Here is a 20,449-nt window from a genome sequence, read left to right on the forward strand (position 1 = left end):
CCTTGATAAGGGGGGTGCCGATCTCCCCCTTATTAAGTAGGGTTGATTCATGAATCAACCCTACCCTTAATAAGGGGGGCATCTGAAAGTTTTTAATACCTACCCACTTATTGATCGACTCCCTCAATTGATTATAGCAATTATTATACTGGTGAGATACAAAAAAGTTACCAGAAATTAGCTAGGTTTAGCCGAGCAAAAGATAACAGCTATCTTAATAGGACTCTTAAAATTTTTTAGCTGGCAACTAAACAGGAATTTGATCTCTCCCAAATGTGGGACAATTGACAAAGAACTAAGAATTGTAGAATCCCCCCATCATGACCTCGGAACTATCGAAGCAATACGATCCCAAGATCACAGAAACGAAATGGCAGCAATATTGGGAAAATCAAGAAATATTTACAGCAAACCCCGAAAAAGGCGGCGAAACCTACTGTATAGTCATCCCCCCTCCCAATGTTACCGGTAGTCTCCACATGGGTCACGCTTTCGAGAGTTCCTTGATTGATACACTCGTTCGCTACAAACGCATGACCGGCAAAAATACCCTCTGGCTGCCCGGTACAGATCACGCTAGTATTGCAGTACAAGCTATACTCGATCGCCAATTAAAAGCCGAAAAAACCGACCGTTACCAACTAGGAAGGGAAAAATTCCTCGAACGCGCTTGGCAATGGAAAGAGGAGTCCGGTAGTACCATTGTTAATCAACTGCGACGCTTGGGGGTATCCGTCGATTGGACGCGGGAACGTTTCACCATGGATGAGGGACTTTCCCATGCTGTCCGTACTGCTTTTATCAAACTCTATGAGGACGGATTAATCTATCGCGGTCAATACTTAGTTAACTGGTGTCCCGAATCCCGATCGGCCGTTTCCGATTTAGAGGTGGAAAACAAGGACATTGAGGGAAATCTCTGGTATTTTCGCTATCCTCTTAGCGATGGTAGCGGTTATCTTCAAGTAGCCACCACAAGGCCCGAAACCATGCTCGGTGATACTGGTGTAGCTGTCAACCCGCAAGACCGCCGTTATCGCCATTTAATCGGCAAAACCGTCACTTTACCGATAATGGGGCGAGAAATCCCGATTATTGCCGATGAATTGGTGGATCCCGAATTCGGTACCGGTTGCGTCAAAGTTACGCCGGCCCACGATCCTAAGGATTTTGAGATGGGTAAACGCCATAATTTAGCCTTTATTAATATCATGAATTTAGACGGCAGTTTAAACGAAAATGCCGGAATATTCGCGGGTCAAGATCGTTTTGTTGCCCGCAAAAATGTCGTTAAAAAACTCGATGAAGATGGCTTTTTAGTTAAAATTGAAGCCTATCGCCATAGCGTCCCCTATAGCGATCGAGGTAAAGTTCCCGTGGAACCCCTTTTATCTACCCAATGGTTCGTTAAAATTGAACCTTTAGCCACAAAAGCTTTAGCCTGTTTAGATCAGGAAAACTCGCCCCGTTTTGTGCCAGAAAGATGGACAAAAGTTTATCGCGACTGGTTAGTTAAACTAAAAGATTGGTGTATTTCTCGACAACTGTGGTGGGGTCATCAAATTCCCGCTTGGTACATTATCAGTGAAACTAACAACGAAATTACTAACCATACTCCCTTCGTCGTTGCTCAGGATGAAACCTCCGCTTTAGCCAAGGCCAAACAAGAGTATGGAGAGGATATAATTATTCAACAAGACCCCGATGTTTTAGATACTTGGTTTTCCTCGGGATTGTGGCCATTTTCGACTATGGGATGGCCAGAAAAAACCCTTGATCTAGACACCTATTATCCCACCACAACCCTCGTCACTGGTTTTGATATTATCTTTTTCTGGGTGGCCAGAATGACGATGATGGCGGGCTATTTTACGCGACAAATGCCTTTTAAAGATGTCTATATTCACGGTTTAGTTAGGGATGAAAACGGCAAAAAGATGTCTAAATCTGCCAATAACGGCATCGATCCCCTAATTTTAATTGATAAATATGGAACCGATGCTTTACGATATACCTTAATTCGAGAAGTGGCAGGAGCAGGACAGGATATCAGTCTGCAATACAACCGTAAAACCGATGAATCGGAATCCGTAGAAGCGGCCCGAAATTTTGCCAATAAAATTTGGAATGCTTCCCGTTTTGTCATGATGAATCTGGAGGGAAAAACCCCAGAAGAATTGGGAGAACCAGCTTTAGAAAATTTAGAATTAGCCGATCGCTGGATTTTATCTCGTTATCATCAAACAGTGCAAAAAACTAGAGATTATCTAGAAAATTATGGCATGGGAGAAGCGGCAAAAGGTCTATACGAATTTATCTGGCGCGATTTCTGTGATTGGTATATCGAGTTAGTGAAAACTCGTTTATGGAAGGATAAAGAATCGGTTTCCTGTGCTACAGCCCGCCAAACTTTGGCTTTTATCTTGGCAGGGACATTAAAATTATTACATCCCTTTATGCCCCATATTACCGAGGAAATTTGGCATAATTTAACCCAAGAAAATCAGCAGGTTTTGGCCTTAGAAACCTATCCAATAGCTGATAGTTCTCTGATCGATCTAGATTTAGAAAATACTTTTGAGTTATTAATAGAAAGTATTCGGGTGTTGCGTAATTTGCGGGCCGAAGCGGGGATTAAACCGGGGGCAACGATCACGGCAATTTTACAGACAGAAAACAGTCAAGAATTAGCTATTCTGCAACGCGGACAAGTGTACTTAAAAGACTTGGCCAAGATCGAAAAGTTAATTTTGACGGCCAAATTAACCGAGGAAGTCAATCAGGCGATCGCTGGTGTTGTCGCTACGGTAGAAATCCTCATCCCCCTGTCCGGATTGGTTGATATATCGGTATTGGCTGGGAAATTAGCGAAAAATTTAGCTAAAGTAGAAGGGGAAATCAAGAGTTTGAGCGATCGCCTAAATAAACCTAGCTTTGTTGAAAAAGCTCCAGAAGCTTTAATCCAAAAAACGAAGCAAGCTTTAGCAGAGGCCGAAAAACAAGCCCAAATTCTCCAAGAACGCTTAAAACGCCTGCAATAGTTATTCTGTACTAACTAAGTCCAGTAGGCTAGATCAAAGCTACTGCGATCGAGATTATCCCTTAATCCATTGACTTAGTTGCTCAAGTAGTTGAAGTTAAAGGAGAGGAGCTAACATAGGGAGGACTTTGGGGAACTTAAGCATCTCAAACTTGCTCCTCTTAACCCCCTATGTAACTCGTACTCCTTGTCCAGCAAGTCTTTCAGGAGTTTTCTGCACCACTAGGTGAATTAAGTTAGCAATTTCAAATTCCTTCTCAATAACAATAAAGCTAACCTTGACTCGCTGTATCTACGACCAAAACCTTATTTTTTTCTGTTACATTTCTAAATAAACAATCAAAATATTGTTTATTTCTTTTTGTTGCGATTGAGTATTTATACTGAACTTTTGTCCCTAGGATTTCTATAATAGTGTCAGAACAGCTAAGAAGTTGATTTGCGCTCAATTGACTGGGTATATGTAGTCAAGCTCGACGTTTTTATAACAGTTCTAGTCACAATTATCTGGTAAAAGTGTGGGTGATTTTTGTAGGTTAGTTTCCGACTAATCTCCGCTCGGTTTTGCTTGGAATCACAGCTAAGAGAAGGGGTAGATTATGAGTAACGATTATTCTCTCTTATTCGATGGGACTGATGACTATGTAAGTATTCCCCATAGTTCAAATGCGGTCACAATCGCTATTATTGATGATGATATACCAAAACCTGGAACTTTAGCATTTAGTAATGCTCAATTTACGGTTAATGAAGACGGAACACCTGTTAATGTTGTCATCATTAATCGTACAGGTGGAAGTAATGGACAAGTTGGCGCGACGATAGCTTTAAGTGATGGAACAGCTAAACGTCCTAATGATTATCCTAATAATTCTATCCCTGTCATCTTTAATAATGGGGAAACCTCTAAAACTATTACTATTCCTATTGTAGATGATCTTCAATTTGAAGGAAGTGAAACCCTCGATTTAACCCTAACAAATGCTACAGGCGGCGCAACCATTGGCGCACAAGACAAAGCAACTTTAACGATAGTTGACAACGAAGTTAATCAAGTAATCATCCTTGATGAAGGACAAACAAAACTGATTAATAATGCTGTTCTTAAAGCTGTTGAAACTAATAAGTTACCCACAGAGATTATCTATACCTTAACTGATTTACCTGATAACGGTCAGTTAATTCTCAATAATCCCACTGGTAAAGCATTATCATTTGATGGAAGTAATGACTATATCGCTTTAGGAAATCCTAATGCGTTACAAATTACTGAAAATCAAACAATTGAACTATGGATTAAGCCAAATCATTTTAATTACAGACAAAATCCTTTTAACAAAGCTTGGGGAGGCGAAGGAACTCTTACTCTTGAAGGAAACGTGAGTTGGGCTGCTGACGGAACTGTTCATTACTATTATGGAGTCACTGGTAGAGACTGGGGTAGTAGTGGAATAAATTATCAAGCATTTAATACTAATCAAAGTCTAAATATTAATCAGTGGTCTCATCTTGCAGTTGTAAGAGATTTTAGCAATCAAAAACTTAGTTGGTATATAAATGGAGTAAAAGTTAATGAGACATACACCATATTTAATTCAGCAACACCGAGTAATAATCCTATCTATATAGGGACAGGATATACAAATTATTTTAATGGCTTAATTGATGAAGTTAGAATCTGGAATAAAGCCAGAACTCAAGCTGAAATTCAAGCTGACATCAATCGTCAATTAACAGGTAATGAAACTGGATTAGTCGGTTATTGGAACTTTAATGAAGGTTTAGGAAATACGGTTACAGACTTAACTAATAATCATAATAATGGCACAATTTATGGTGCAACTTGGACTACTGGAATTGTACCCACCAGTACAACTTTAAAACTAGGTGATACTTTCAGCCAAGCTGATATAGATAATGGTCTTTTAACCTATCAACATAACGGTAGTGAAACCACATCTGATAACTTTAAATTTACCCTTGCCGATGTCAAAAATGAATTTCAGGTTAATACCTATACAACTAATAATCAAGGATTTAATGATAACTACCATCAATCATCAACAACAGCTTTAAAAGATGGTGGCTTTGTAATTGTTTGGTCATCCCAAGGACAAGATGGCAGTGATTGGGGAATCTATGGGCAACGTTACGACATTAATAGTAATAAAATAGGCAGTGAATTTCAAATTAATACCTACACTCAAAATGCTCAATATAACCCCTCAATTACAGCTTTAAATAGTGGCGGTTTTGTTGTGGTTTGGGCATCTAAATTACAAGATGGAAGTGGTAATCCTATTTATGGACAACGCTATGATACTAATGGCAATAAAGTAGGCAGTGAATTTCAAATTAGTACCTATACTCAAGATACCCAATGGTGGGAACCTTATCCTTCAGTAACAACTCTTAATGATGGTGGTTTCTTTGTCACTTGGGCATCTGAATCAGGAGATGTTGATGGTAATATTTATGGACAACGCTATGGTGCTAATGGCAATAAAGTAGGTACTAATTTCCCAATTAATACTTATACTTCTGGAATCCAAATACAAGCGGCCGCAATAACCCTAAATAATGGTGATTTAATCGTTGCTTGGCAATCCTATCCTCAAAATAATGGTCATTGGGGTCTTTATGGACAGCGTTATGACAACAATGGTAATAAGCTAGGCAATCAGTTTCAAATTCATTCTAGCCCTTATTATGATTATTCTGAACCAAGAATAGCCGTATTAACTGATGGTGGATTTGTTGTTACTTATGATTCTGGAAACTGGAATGGAAATGGTATTGATGGTAGTGGTTATGGTGTTCATGGACAAAAATTTGACTCCACTGGTAATAAAATAGGCAGTGAATTTCTAATTAATACTTATACTACTGGAAATCAATTTTATCAATCTGTAACTGCTTTAGGTAATGGTGGATTTGTTGTTGTTTGGCAATCCCAAAATCAAGATGGTAGTGGTTATGGTATTTATGGACAGCAATTTGACGCTAATTGTAATAAGATTGGTAATGAATTTGCCATTAATCAATACACGGCTAATAATCAATGGTTTCCTGCCATAACAACCTTAGCAGATGGAAGTTCTGTTATCATTACTTGGACATCAGAAAATCAAGATGGTAGTGAAAACGGTATCTATGTACAAAAATTTAATACCAGCGACCCACCTATTTCTACTTTTAACATTACTATTAATAATGTTAATGAATCACCAACAAATATCCAAATAAGCAAGAATACCATTGATGAAAATAGTCCCAACGGCACAGTTATCGGCACATTAAACACTACTGATCCTGACGTAAATAATACCTTTACTTACAGCTTAGTTGATAATGCAGGGGGACGTTTTGCCATTAATGGTAATCAGTTAATTGTCGCTGATGGAACTAAATTAGATTACGAAACTCATCAAAAGCATACTATCACTATTCGGACGCGAGATCAAGGCGGATTAACCTACGATAAATCCTTTGATATTAACCTAATTGATGTGGCTGATTCTGGTGTAATTGCTTTCAGTCAAGCTACTTATACAGTCAAAGAAGACGGAACACCTATCAACGAGATTACCCTAACCCGTAGCCTGAATAAGCAGGGAGAAGTCAGCGTTACTGTTACTCCTAGTAATGGTACAGCAACAGCACCTAATGACTACAATAATGCACCGATTACAGTCACTTTTGCTGACGGTGAAACCGAGAAAAATATCACTATACCCATTGTCAAAGATACTGCTTATGAAGGTAACGAAACCCTCAACCTAACCCTCAGTAATCCCACGAATGGCGCAACATTAGGAACACAAAAAACAGCTACTTTAACTATTGTTGACACTCCAATTACTTATTATCTAACTACGCCGACAACTTGGACAGACGCTCAAGCACAAGCGCAAGCAATGGGAGGTAATTTAGTTACCATTAATGATGCAGCAGAAAATCAGTTTTTAGTCAATGCTTTTGGTAGTAATGAATCATTTTGGATAGGATTTACTGATGCAGTACAAGAAGGAGATTGGAAATGGATTAATGGTGAACCTGTTACTTATGTTAATTGGTCTGTTACAGAACCAAATAATGTAGGAAATGAGGACTATGGGATTATTAACGATCCTTACGATCCTGGTCCTAGCGAAAAATGGTATGATTTGCCAAATAATCCGCCTTCTCATTTTCCTCCTCAATTAAAAGGAATTATCGAAGTTCTCAATGGAACATCTACCATTTCTATCGCTGATACCACCATTAATGAATCTCAAAGTCAAGCAACTTTCACGGTTAAATTAACAGGAATTAGCCATCAAATTTTTACCGTTGATTATAGCACCAATGACGGAACAGCCAAAGCAGGAGAAGACTATACTGCTGTCAATGGAACATTAACTTTTAATGCAGGAGAAAGTCAGAAAACTATCACTGTTCCTATCACTAATGACTCTAGTTATGAAGGGAATGAAACCTTTACTCTTAAGCTCTATAATTCTACTGGTGGCGCAGTTTTAGGAACAAATGCAGCCACAATAACGATTGTTGATAATGATGTTCCTGAACCCGGAATATTAGCCTTTAGTAATGCTCAATTTAGCGTTAATGAAGACGGAACACCTGTTAATGTTGTCACCATCAATCGTACAAATGGCATTGATGGACAAGTTAGCGCAACTATCAACCTAAATAACAACACTGCAACAACACCCAATGACTACAATAATAACCCGATTACAGTAACATTTGCCAACGGCGAAACATCGAAAACGATTACTATTCCCATTGTTGATGACATTCAATTTGAAGGCAATGAAACCATTAATATAACTCTAACAAATGTTACAAGTGGCGCAACTATTGGCACACAATATAAAGCAACTTTAACTATTGTTGACAACGAAATTAATCAGGGAATCACTCTTGATGAAGGACAAACAAAACTGATTAATAATACTGTCCTTAAAGCTTTTGAAACGAATAAACAACCCACAGACATTATTTACACCTTAACTGATTTACCTGATAATGGTCAGTTAATTTTTAATAATTCGACTGGTAAGGCATTATCATTTGATGGAAGTGGTGATTATGTAAACTTACCAGCTAGTGCTATAGGAGGTGCAATTACAGTTGAAGCTTGGGTTTATGCTAAAGATTCTCATCGCTATTGGCAGAGAATTATTGATTTAGGAAATGGGAGAATAAATAATAATATTGTACTTGGTTGGTATGGCAGTTCAGGTCAAATGTTTATGGAAAACTACCAAGGTAGTAGCACAATAAAAATTATTACCAATGAAATATTTCCTGAAAATCAATGGACTCATGTTGCCGCAGTTACTAATAGCAATGGCAATGCCTATATCTACTGGAATGGTCAAATAAAGGCTTCTGGTAATATTTACCCTGTAGTCAATACTATTCGCTATAATCAGTATATTGGTAAAAGTAATTGGGTTCCTCCTGATGCAGATTTTTATGGGGTTTTTGATGAAGTTAGAATCTGGAATAAAGCCAGAACTCAAGCTGAAATACAAGCGGATATGAACCGCCAATTAATTGGAACTGAAGGCGGATTAGTTGGCTATTGGAACTTTAATGAAGGTTCAGGAAATACAGTAACAGACTCTACTAACAATCATAATAATGGGACAGTTTATGGTGCAACTTGGACAACAGGAATTGTTCCTACTACTTTAAAACTAGGTAACACTTTCACCCAAGCTGACTTAGATAATGGTCTTTTAACCTATCAACATAACGGTAGTGAACCCACATCCGATAACTTTAAATTTACGGTTACAGATGGAACAATAACTTCTAGTGAAACAGCCTTTAACATTACCATTAATAATGTTAACGATGCTCCCACAGACTTACAACTGAGTAACAATAAAGTTGACGAAAACAGTCCCAATAATACTGTTATCGGTGTTCTAAATACTACTGACCCTGACCTAAATGATACCTTCACTTACACCTTATTAGATAATGCAAATGGTCGCTTTACTATTGTTGGTAATGAATTACGAGTTGCTAACAGTAACTTACTGGATGCGGAAACTAACACTAACCACAACATCACTGTTAAAGTTACAGATAAAGGCGGTTTAGATTTAGTCAAAACCTTTAATATTACTGTCAATAACCTTAACGAAATACCTACAGCTATTCAACTTAGTAACACCAACATCCCAGAAAATAGTAATAATGGAACAATTATCGGCACATTAACCACCACTGACCCTGATTTAGGTGATACCCACACCTACGAATTAATTAACAACGCCGATGGACGCTTTGCTATTAATAATAATCAATTAATTGTCGCTGATGGTAGTAAATTAGACTATGAAACTAATAGCAGTTATCCAGTTACCATCCGTAGTAAAGATTCAGGTGGATTAAGCTATGACCAATCTTTCATAATTAACCTAATTGATGTACCTGAACCCGGAATATTAGCCTTTAGTAACGCTCAATTTAACGTTAACGAAGACGGAACACCAGTCAATCAAGTCAAAATAATTCGTACAGGTGGCAGTCAAGGAGAAGTTAGCGCAACCATTGATTTGACTAACGGAACAGCTACCCCAGACGATTACGATAAAACCTCTATTACCGTCACATTCGCTAACGGCGAAACCGAAAAAAATGTCACCGTTCCTATCACCAATGACACCTTTGTTGAGAATACCGAAACCATCAATCTTACCCTAACTAATCCCACCAATGGCGCAATCTTAGGCACACAAAAAACCGCTACTTTAACCATTCTTGATGATGACGTACAGCTTAACTTCAGTGCCGCTAACTATACCGTTAGTGAAGATGGAACCGCCGTTACTGACATCATCGTAACTCGTGCTGGACGCAAAACAGGAACAGTCGGAGCAACCATCACCTTTACTAATGGTACTGCCAAAGGCTGCGCCTGTGGACTTCATCTCACTACTTCTGACTTTCTCAGTTCACCTATTACTGTTATCTTAGGTGAAAATGAAATAAGTAAAATTATTCCTGTTCAATTAGCAGGAAGTCAAGGAAGTAACTTTGTTCCTATCATAAATGATACTCAAGTTGAAAGTAATGAAACCTTTACCATTACTTTAACAAATCCCACAGGTGGCGCAACTATTGGCAATCAAAATAGTGCCACTGTCACCATCTTAGATGATGATGTCCAACTGGCATTTAGTGCGCCTAACTTTACTATATGCGAAGATGGAACCGCAATCGCTGCCGTTACCGTCAACCGCATTGGCAGACTGACGGGTGTTGTTGGTGCAACCATTAATCTCGACGGCGGAAGCGCAGCCTATCCTGATGACTACATCCAAACTTCTCTTAATATCTCTTTTGCTGACGGAGAAAAGAGCAAAATTATTAATATTCCTGTCAGAAATGATATTATCTCCGAACCAGATGAAACCGTCAATTTAACCCTTGTTAACCCTACAGGTAGCGCAACTATTGGCAGTCAAAATACAGCGACTCTCACCATTGTTGACAACGGATTAACTCCTAGTTTAAGTCTTGCGATTGATAAAGATACTGTTGCTGAAAACGCAGGAAATAACGCAGCAACCGCAACTATTACCCGCAGTATTATCACTGATGAAGATTTAATTGTTACTCTCGCCTCCAATAATACCAGTGAAATAACTGTCCCCAATCAAGTTATTATTCCTGCCAACCAAGCATCAGCAACCTTTACCCTAAATGCAGTCAATGATAACATCCCTGATGGCATTCAAACTGTTACTATTACTGCCACAGCCACAGGCTTTAGTCAAGGTACAGATACCATCAACGTTGCTGATATTAATGTCCCCGATTTGAAAATAGTTAATCTAAGTGCGTCCACACCTTTATTAACTGGAAAACAAGGCAGCTTCACCTATCGAGTTGTCAATCAAGGATTAAGTGAAGCAAAGGGTACTTGGACAGATAAAATTTATCTTTCTACTGATACCACCTTAGAAACCAACAAAGATATATTTTTAGACAACTATCAATTTTCTGGAACAATTCCCACAGGCTTATTCTACGAACGTAATCTCCCATTTTTCATCCCCAAAACTCCCGGACAATACTATTTAATCGCTCAAACTGATACAGCAAATACTATTAATGAAGGGATCGGATTAGGTGAAAACAATAATACCACTATTACCTCTATTAATATTACTCCTGCCTATCGTGCTACTGTTTCTACTGATACCGAAATTGGAGTAACAGGAAACAAAGTTATTTTACAGGGTAAAGCCTTCAGTAATAGTGATAACTCTGCTGTTCCCTACGAATTTGTCACCATCGCCATTAAATATAACGGGACTGTTCGCGAATTAACCGCTTTTACTGATGGAAATGGCAACTTTGTCAAGGAATTTCAACCCTTACCCGGAGAAGGGGGACAATATCAAATTAATGCCTATTTCCCTAATTACACTAGCGAAGACACCACCGCCGAAGATAGCTTTAAACTCTTAGGAATGCGCTTTAACACAAGCGGTGCTTACTATCAAATTAATGCCGATTCACCCTTTAATGCAACAGCAACCCTACAAAATTTAACGGATATTCCCATTACAGGGATTACTTACACCATCGAAGGTGCGCCTCAAGATTGGAATATACAAGTTAATGCAGCCAATACCTTAGCAGGGAATAGCAATTTACCCATTACTTACACCATTACTGCACCCAATAATTCACCCATTACTCAAGACACATTTAATATTAATCTCACCAGTGCAGAAGGCGTAAGCACAACGCTTCCTGTTACGATTAATCTGCGTCGCATTGTTCCTCATTTAGTTGCTAATACTAACCTTCTTAGTAATGGGATGTTACGAGGAAAACAAACTCCCATTGAATTTGAAGTAACAAACAATGGCGGAATTGCAACTGGGGACGTTCAAGTAATTCTTCCTGATGCACCTTGGTTAAAATTAGTCTCACCTGTCACTCTATCTTCTCTTAATCCCGGAGAGTCAAGCAAAGTTACTTTATTACTCACTCCTGATGCAAATTTACCGCTAACGGTTTATAACGGCAATCTCGTCTTAGATGTCGTCGGAAATGATGGCGATTTGTCTTTACCTTTCAGTTTCCGTGCGGTTTCCGATGCAGTTGGTAGCTTACAAATTACTGTTGTCGATGAGTTGACATTCTTTACCGAATCTGCACCTAAATTAAAAGATGCTACGATTATTCTCCGAGATTATATTACCGGAAACGAAGTCCGACGCATCACCACAGATGCAACGGGAATGGTATCTTGGGATAATCTTACTGAAGGATATTATCAGTTAGAAGTTCAAGCTAAAAGCCACGATTCTTACACTCAAACAATTCAAATTAAAGCAGGAGAAACCGAGGATATAGAATCTTTCTTATCTCGTCAAACGGTTAAATATGTATGGCGAGTTGTTCCTACAGAAATTGAAGATAAATATACCATCACTATTGAAAGTGTTTTTGAAACGCACGTTCCTGCTTTAGATGGTAGTAGTGATAGTATTGCTAATCCCATTCCCACTGTAACAATTGACCCGCCATTAATTGATTTAATAAACCTGCAAGTTGTCGGCCAAATGATGCAAGTTGACATGACAGTTACCAATCATGGATTAATTGCAGCCAATGATGTTCGGTTGAATTTTGGTGAACATCCTTTCTATAAAATTGAGCCTTTAATTGAAAATATTGGAACTTTAGGCGCAAAAAGTTCGCTGACTGTTCCGGTAAGAATTACGAGAATTGCGGATACAAGCAATGGAGTTGTTTCCTGTGGAATTCCTGCTTCTTTAACTTATGACTATTCCTGTGGGTCAAACCTAGTCTTGAAATCTACACCAATTGCTATCAATAATGTTGAAGGAAATTGTGCATTACTGTCCTCAATACCTATCAGTTTTGGTGGTGTTGGATTTAATCCCGTGAATGGCGGATTTAATCCTGGAAATGGTGAAGTTAGTTCTATTAGTCCTATTGTTAGCAGTGTTCCAATAGAGATACAATCTAATTCTTGTAATCAAGGTTCAGTCTGCGCTCAAGTTAAACTGCAAATTAACCAAGAGGCAATCATGACTCGTTCCGGATTCCTTGGAACATTAAAAATTGACAATGGTAACGACACCAATAACCTAGAAAATATCACCGTTACTATCAACATCAAAGACAGTCAAGGAAACACCGTTAACAATCTATTTGGTATCACTAACCCTACCCTTTCTAACCTTACCGCAGTTGATGGAACAGGAACAATATTAGCCAACACTTCAGGAAGTGCAGAATGGACATTTATTCCCACAGGAAACGCTGCACCCAATGAACCTACTATTTACAGCATCGGCGGCAGCTTAAGCTATAAAGAAAATGGCAATAATATCACTGTTCCTCTGCTTTCAACTCCTGTTACTGTCTTCCCACAAGCAGAATTATACCTCGATTACTTCCATCAACGAGATGTCTTTGCTGACGATCCTTTTACAGTTGAAATTGAACCATCCGTTCCCTTCTCCCTTGGTATTTTAGTTAAAAATCAAGGCAAAGGCACAGCCAAAAACCTCCACATATCTTCGGCACAACCCAAGATTATCGACAACGAAAAAGGCTTACTGATTGATTTTAATATCATCGGTACTCAAATCGGCACAGAATCCATTACCCCCTCCTTAACCGTTAATTTCGGCAATATTGAAGCGGGAAAAACCGCCGTTGCTGATTGGTTATTCAAATCTTCTTTACAGGGTAAATTCACCGAATATAACGCCACCTTTGAACATATTAACGATCTCGGCAAACCGGAACTATCCCTAATTAAAGAAGTCAAAATTCACGAACTCACCCATCAGGTTAATGTGGATAGTGATAACCTACCTGACTTCTTAGTTAATGATACCTTTGACGCTAACTTCTATCCTGATATTCTCTACTTCAGCAATGGCACAACTGCACCCGTAAACGTCCTTACCAATGCAACAGCAACCATCAACAATCAACAGGCACAAATTATCGTCAATGTCAATAGTGGTTGGACATATTTACACCTAGCAGATCCTAGTAATGGTAGTTTAGAAATAGCTCAAGTTTTGCGGTCTGATGGAACGTCTATTAAATTAGATAACGTCTGGACAACTGACCGAACTTTCCCCGCTACAGGTCGTCCTATCTACGAAAATATTCTACATCTACTTGACTACAACGCTAACGCTGGCAACAGTAACTATACAATTATTTACACCTCTGGTGGCCCCACAGTAACAGATATTATTGATGTTACTCCCGATCCTCGTTCTACTGCGGTAAACGCAATCGCTATTGATTTCTCCGAACCGATTCAAGCAAGCACTTTTGATTATACTGATCTCAGCTTAACCCTCAACAATGGGACAAATTTAATTACTAATGTTGTCTCTATTATTCCTCTTTCAACTACGCGCTATCAAGTTACAGGCTTAGAAAATCTTACTAACATTGATGGCGACTATCAATTAACCGTAAACGCTAATGAAATTAAGGATTTAGACGGTAAACTGGGGACAGGTTTACTCAGTGAAACTTGGGTTAAAACTGCTACTGGAAATGCAGATAATACTCCACCCACTGTTACAGATATTCGAGACTTGCAGATTGATACTCGCAATATTCCCGTTTCTTCCCTCGATGTCACCCTCTCGGAAGCGATTGATTTAAGTTCCTTCACTTGGGAAGATATTACCCTCACCCGTAACAGTGGCAGCAATCTAATTAATAATACCGTCACAATTACCCCAGTTAATGATACAACCTACCGGATTAATGGACTGAATAACTTAACCCAAACTGAAGGAACTTACACCCTAACAGTTAATGGAAATGAAATTAAAGATTTATCAGGAAATTTAGGACTAGGAAGTGCAGCAGAAATTTGGGTAATGGATACCACTCCACCCGATGCACCTAGTAACCTTAAAGTAGGCAATAAAACTATTACCCCTAACAGTCAAAACCTAGTTAACACTACTACCCTAAACCTCACAGGATCTCTTAGCGAAACGGGTTTAAGCGTCTTCTTGATCGATCGTACTCTCAATCAAAGCTTAGGACAAGCATCCGTTAATAATACTCAATTCAGCAGCACAATTCAGTTACCTTCATCGGGAACCAGAAACTTAGATATTCAAATTATCGATCCCGCAGGTAATATCACCACGACGAACTTTAATCTCTTTGCCGATATCATTACTCCTACCTTACTTGAATTTCTCAATATTCCCCAAACTCCCATTGCTACACCAATTAATTCTATCGATCTTCGTTTCTCGGAAGCGATCAACCTCTCTACTTTTGACTATACCGACATTACCTTACAACGCAATAATGGCGAAAATCTGATTACTGATGCTGTTACCGTTGAATATCTCTCTGGTACAACTTATCGAATTAAAGGACTTACAGAGTTAACCAGAACGGCTGGAAACTATCAATTAACTGTCAATACTAACACCCTTCAAGATCCCGCAGGAAATAGTGGAGATGCAGCCAAAACAGCAACATTCGCGATCATCACAGCCACTAACAATCCGCCAATCGCTCAAGATGATGCACTCACCACTAACGAAGATACCCTCTTAACTGGCAACGTGCTAATTAACAACGGAAGTGGTGCTGACAGCGATCCAGATAAAGATTCTCTCACCGTTACTGCTGTTAACAGTAATACGGCTAATGTAGGCACTCAGATTATTTTATCCTCCGGTGCGCTATTAACCCTCAACACCAATGGTACATTAACTTATAATCCCAACGGTCAATTTGAAGCCTTAAAGAACGGAGAAATTACCACCGACAGCTTCACCTACACTCTCAGCGACGGAAACGGTGGCACTGACACTGCTACAGTCACTGCCACCATCACTGGAGTTAACGACGCACCCGTAGCTAATCCAGATAGTTACAGTCTCGATGAAGACACTACTTTAACCATTAATGCTCCTGGAATCAAAGGCAATGATACGGATGCAGAAAATGATAGTTTAACAGTCAATTTAGTCAGTCCAGTAGAGAAAGGAATCCTCACCCTCAATCCCGATGATTCTTTCAACTATACTCCTAATACTGGCTTTGTGGGAACCGATAGCTTTACCTACAAAGTGAATGATGGTTTAGCTGATTCTAATATCACTACTGTCACTCTAACCGTCAATCCAATTAATGACGCACCCGTAGCTAATCCAGATAGCTACAATACCCTCCGCAACACCACTCTCAACATTCCAGCAGCCGGAGTTTTAAACAACGATACCGATACTGAAAATCAGCCTCTAACAGCAGTTATTGAAACTAACCCCAGCAACGGAAATCTAACTCTCAATTCAGATGGCTCCTTCAGTTATACTCCTAATACTGACTTTGTTGGAACCGATAGCTTTACCTACAAAGTGAATGATAGTTTAGCTGACTCTAATATCACTACCGTCATCCTTCATATTTTCAATCCAGTTCCTATAACTGTTCCTCCCAGTGGTGGGACCACGCAAGGGACAGAGCAAGATGACTACCTTGATGCCTCTAACCAGTTAGGCTATCAGCGCCTTGAAAGCGGCGGTGGCGACGATCTCATCATTGGTTCCAACCAACGCGATATCCTCAAAGGCGGGATCGGTAACGATAGCCTCTACGGTGGGGGAGATTTCGATAAACTGTATGGAGAAGAAGGGGATGATCTCCTCGACGGCGGCGCTGGACTGGATATCCTCTCCGGTGGCAGCGGTGCCGATCGCTTTGTCCTCGCAGCGGGGAATGGCAGCGATCGCATTCTCGACTTCAATGCTCTCGAAGGCGATCTCTTTGCCCTAAGTGGACTAAACTTCGGACAATTGAGCTTTAATAGTAATCAGATTCTTTCTGGCATCGAAGCATTAGCTCAAGTAACAGATAATCTCGGCAATCCTGTTACGGGATTTGACGCTCATCCTCAATGGTTTGTCACTCTCTAGTTACCCACCCAAATCGAACCGATCTGACAAAGGAGTCAATTAATGAAGACTAAGCCAGCCAACTTGCTTCTGGCTGCCACGACAGCACTTTTAGCCAGCACTTTTTCCCCTCACCTGCCAGCCCAAGCACTGACCTGGACGATTAATAATGGTAGTATTAACAGCAATCCGGCTACTGGGATTACAGGAAGTTTTACCATTGATAATGAAAACAGTACGGCTCCTAATATTACTTTCAGTAACCTGATGATTGACGGACTGACTTTGACGGCGGCTGACGTAATTAATATTAGTTTGGCAACTCCTAGTGGCAGTGGAATCCAAGCAATTGACTGGTTAAATGGGTTGAATAGTCTCTCTTTAGTTTTTGACTCTCCCTTAACGACAGCAGGTGGGACAATTCTTCTCAATAATATTACCAGTGACTTTAATGGCCATGTAGTCAGTGGCTCCGTTACGGATGTGTCGCAACCTCCTACTGCTGTACCAGAACCATCTACTCTCCTTGGCTTGGCGACCACTTTTAGCTCCTGTGTTTTCTTGAAGCGAAAACTGAAAGGCGAAAACCAAGAAATCATGAGCGAGGGTTAGCCATCCGTTAAAACGGATGTTCGCCCTTGCGAACAAGGGGATTTATTCGTTCTCTAATTTCTACGGCCAGAAAACAAGGTCAAAACATCCTACAAGTTTTAACTCAAGTTCTCAAGGGGGAAGTTCTGGTTTTTTCCTAATTTGTCAAGACCTCGGTAGTTACGGGATTTTCCGAAAAATAGGGCAGTTTTCAGGCTACCCTAACCGGAAAATTAATCCCCAAAATGGGAGATAATCGCGTCGGCAAATTCGGAACATTTCAGGGGAGGATTAACGGGAGGTTCCATCAGACGCGCTAAATCGTAGGTAACTTGTCGATTAGCGATCGCTGCTGCGATGCCTTTTTTAATCAAATCGGCCGCTTCTTGCCATCCCATGTATTCCAACATCATCACCCCGGAAAGAATCACCGAACCGGGGTTAATTCGGTCTAAACCGGCGTGTTTAGGGGCTGTGCCGTGGGTTGCCTCAAAAATAGCGCAAGTATCGCCAATATTCGCCCCAGGTCCCATCCCTAAACCACCCACGATCGCCGCTGCCGCATCGGAGAGATAATCGCCATTCAGGTTCATGGTAGCGAGGATCGAGTATTCATCGGGACGGGTTTGGATCTGTTGGAAGATACTATCGGCAATGCGATCGTTGACCATAATTTTATCTTGCCACTGCCCCTTGCCGTGGGTTTCCCAGATAGCATCGAGAACACTGGTCACTTCTTGGCAGATTTTGGCTTTTTTCTCGTCTGTGAGGGCATCATAACCCGGTTCCACCATGCGGGCGTTATCTTCGATGCTCAGATCGGGGTTTTTCTCCTTATTGCTGAGTATCCATGATTCCATCTCGGTGACGCACACATCCCGGAATTCACTTTTAGCTAATTCGTAACCCCAATCCCGAAACGCCCCTTCCGTATATTTCATAATGTTACCCTTGTGGACGAGAGTAACTTGATTTTTCGGTTTGGGTAAAGTCAGCGCTCGTTCGATCGCCCGGCGGACTAATCTTTGGGAACCTGTCTTACTAATCGGTTTGATCCCGATACCCGCGTCGAGGGGAATTTGTTTTTTACCATGTTCGGGAGTGGCGGGAATTAGTTCCGTGTTGAGATAATTAATCAGTTTATCGGCGATTTCCGTGCCTTGTTTCCATTCGATGCCGAGATAGATATCCTCGGTATTTTCCCGATAGACGATGACATCGAGTTTTTCCGGGGTTTTATGGGGGGAAGGGGTTCCCGCATAGTAACGACAGGGACGAACACAGGCATAGAGGTCAAAAATTTGCCGCAAAGCCACATTCAGGGAACGAATGCCGCCACCGATCGGAGTGGTCAAGGGACCTTTGATGGCAATACCATATTCTTTAATCGCTGTCAAGGTATCTTGGGGTAGATATTGATAGGTCCCGTAGATTTCGCAAGCTTCATCGCCAGCATAGACTTTAAACCAATGGATTTTCCTTTGACCAGCGTAGGCTGTGGCGATCGCTGCATCGATAACTTTTTCGGTTGCGGGCCAGATATCGACTCCCGTACCGTCACCGCGAATGAAGGGAATGATGGGATCGTCGGGAACTAGAGGTTTTCCGTCAGAAAAAGTAATTGTCGAGCCTGTTGTCGGTGGGGTGATTTTTTCGTAGCTCACAGTCATGGACTTCCAGAAACAGTATTTATCTATACGTTGGGAGTCTAGCGCCGTCAATATCTATACGCAGGGATTTTGGGTAATTTCTTAAAGATTCCTTTGCTGGTATCTCCACTCAAAACAACCTAGAGGAAATCTATTTATGCTGCTGCGCTCGTTGTTCAAGGCCAAGTTACTCCATTCCCCTGAACAATCTCTAACCCCAATTACTCAAAATTTTATGAAGCATTTGAGCAAACACCTGACTTGATCGATGACAATGGCTCTATCCCGTTCTAGCTGTCAATAATTATGCAAAGTCTTTTTCGACGTTCCCTAGCTGAGACCAATTCTGGGGAAGAAGATATCCGTAGTCGTATTCTACAGGCCGCTTTACGTTTATTTGCCGCTAAGGGTTATGAAGGAACTACGACCAAAGACCTAGCAGGAAGCGCAAATGTGGCAGAAGGAACTTTATTTCGTTATTTTCCCAACAAAAAGGCGATTTTAATCGAAGTGGCCACTAGGGGATGGGTGGATATTCTCACCGACTTGCTGACGGAATTGAGCGAAATGGGCAGTTATAAAGCGGTAGCGCAGGTGATGCGACGTAGGGTGTTGAGAATGCGAGAAAATAGCGATTTATTGCGAGTTTGTTTTATAGAGGCACAATTTCATCCCGAATTAAAAGAGCGAATTCAATCGGAGGTAATTGCTAAAATGACCGATGTGGCCGAGGCTTTTTTTCAAACAGCGATCGATCGTGGTATCTATCGTCCCATGAATCCGAAAATTGTCGCCCAGGTTTTTCTAGGAATGTTCGCAATTGCCGGTTTTTCCAGTGAAACTATTTTAGATAGCAATGCTTCCCCCTTAGCTTTACAAGAAATGGCCGAAGGTATTGCCGAAATTTTTCTGAATGGAGTGTTAGTTAAGTAGGTAGGCACAATTATTTGTAGGATGGGTTAGCGGTAGCGTAACCCATGCGGGCGTTGGGTTTCATGCTTCAACCCAACCTACGTTCATTTTATATTTAATTCCACCCACCCACTTAAGTAGGGGCTGCTGAAAAAGTTTTTCGTGGGGGCAGGGTGTGGGGTGTGGGGTGTGGGGTGTGGGGTTTTACCCATTTTCAGGTGGTCAATTACCTAATTTTCAGGGAAAAATTACCTGAATTTTCCCCCCAATCACTCCAATGGTCG

Annotated in this window: 5 protein-coding genes; 4 read left to right on the forward strand and 1 reads right to left on the reverse strand. The window is 40.5% G+C overall.

From position 1 onward, the window contains the following. Nucleotides 1-320 precede the first annotated feature (320 nt). From IM500_RS00285 to IM500_RS00295, 3 genes are all read left to right on the forward strand, one after another. Nucleotides 321-3,041 (forward strand): valine--tRNA ligase, encoded by a 2,721-nt coding sequence (locus IM500_RS00285; protein WP_287737355.1) that lies wholly within the window; start codon nt 321-323, stop codon nt 3,039-3,041. 598 nt (nt 3,042-3,639) lie between these two features. After that, nucleotides 3,640-17,034, forward strand: a complete 13,395-nt coding sequence (locus tag IM500_RS00290; protein ID WP_287737356.1) for a Calx-beta domain-containing protein — start codon at nt 3,640-3,642, stop codon at nt 17,032-17,034. Nucleotides 17,035-17,076: 42 nt separating this feature from the next. Continuing rightward, the gene (locus tag IM500_RS00295; protein ID WP_190722960.1) at nt 17,077-17,625 is read left to right on the forward strand and encodes a PEP-CTERM sorting domain-containing protein; all 549 of its coding nucleotides are present in this window, start codon (nt 17,077-17,079) and stop codon (nt 17,623-17,625) included. A gap of 212 nt (nt 17,626-17,837) precedes the next feature. Here IM500_RS00295 and IM500_RS00300 read toward each other — a convergent pair whose 3' ends face one another. After that, nucleotides 17,838-19,274, reverse strand: a complete 1,437-nt coding sequence (locus IM500_RS00300) for an NADP-dependent isocitrate dehydrogenase (RefSeq protein WP_190722959.1) — start codon at nt 19,272-19,274, stop codon at nt 17,838-17,840. A gap of 285 nt (nt 19,275-19,559) precedes the next feature. Between IM500_RS00300 and IM500_RS00305 the strand changes: the two genes are divergently transcribed. Then, the gene (locus IM500_RS00305) at nt 19,560-20,186 is read left to right on the forward strand and encodes a TetR/AcrR family transcriptional regulator (RefSeq protein ID WP_061432658.1); all 627 of its coding nucleotides are present in this window, start codon (nt 19,560-19,562) and stop codon (nt 20,184-20,186) included. Nucleotides 20,187-20,449 lie beyond the last annotated feature (263 nt).

Origin of the sequence: Microcystis sp. M179S2 (genome assembly GCF_020245805.1) — a bacterium.
In the GTDB taxonomy this organism is placed as follows: Bacteria; Cyanobacteriota; Cyanobacteriia; order Cyanobacteriales; family Microcystaceae; genus Microcystis; species Microcystis aeruginosa.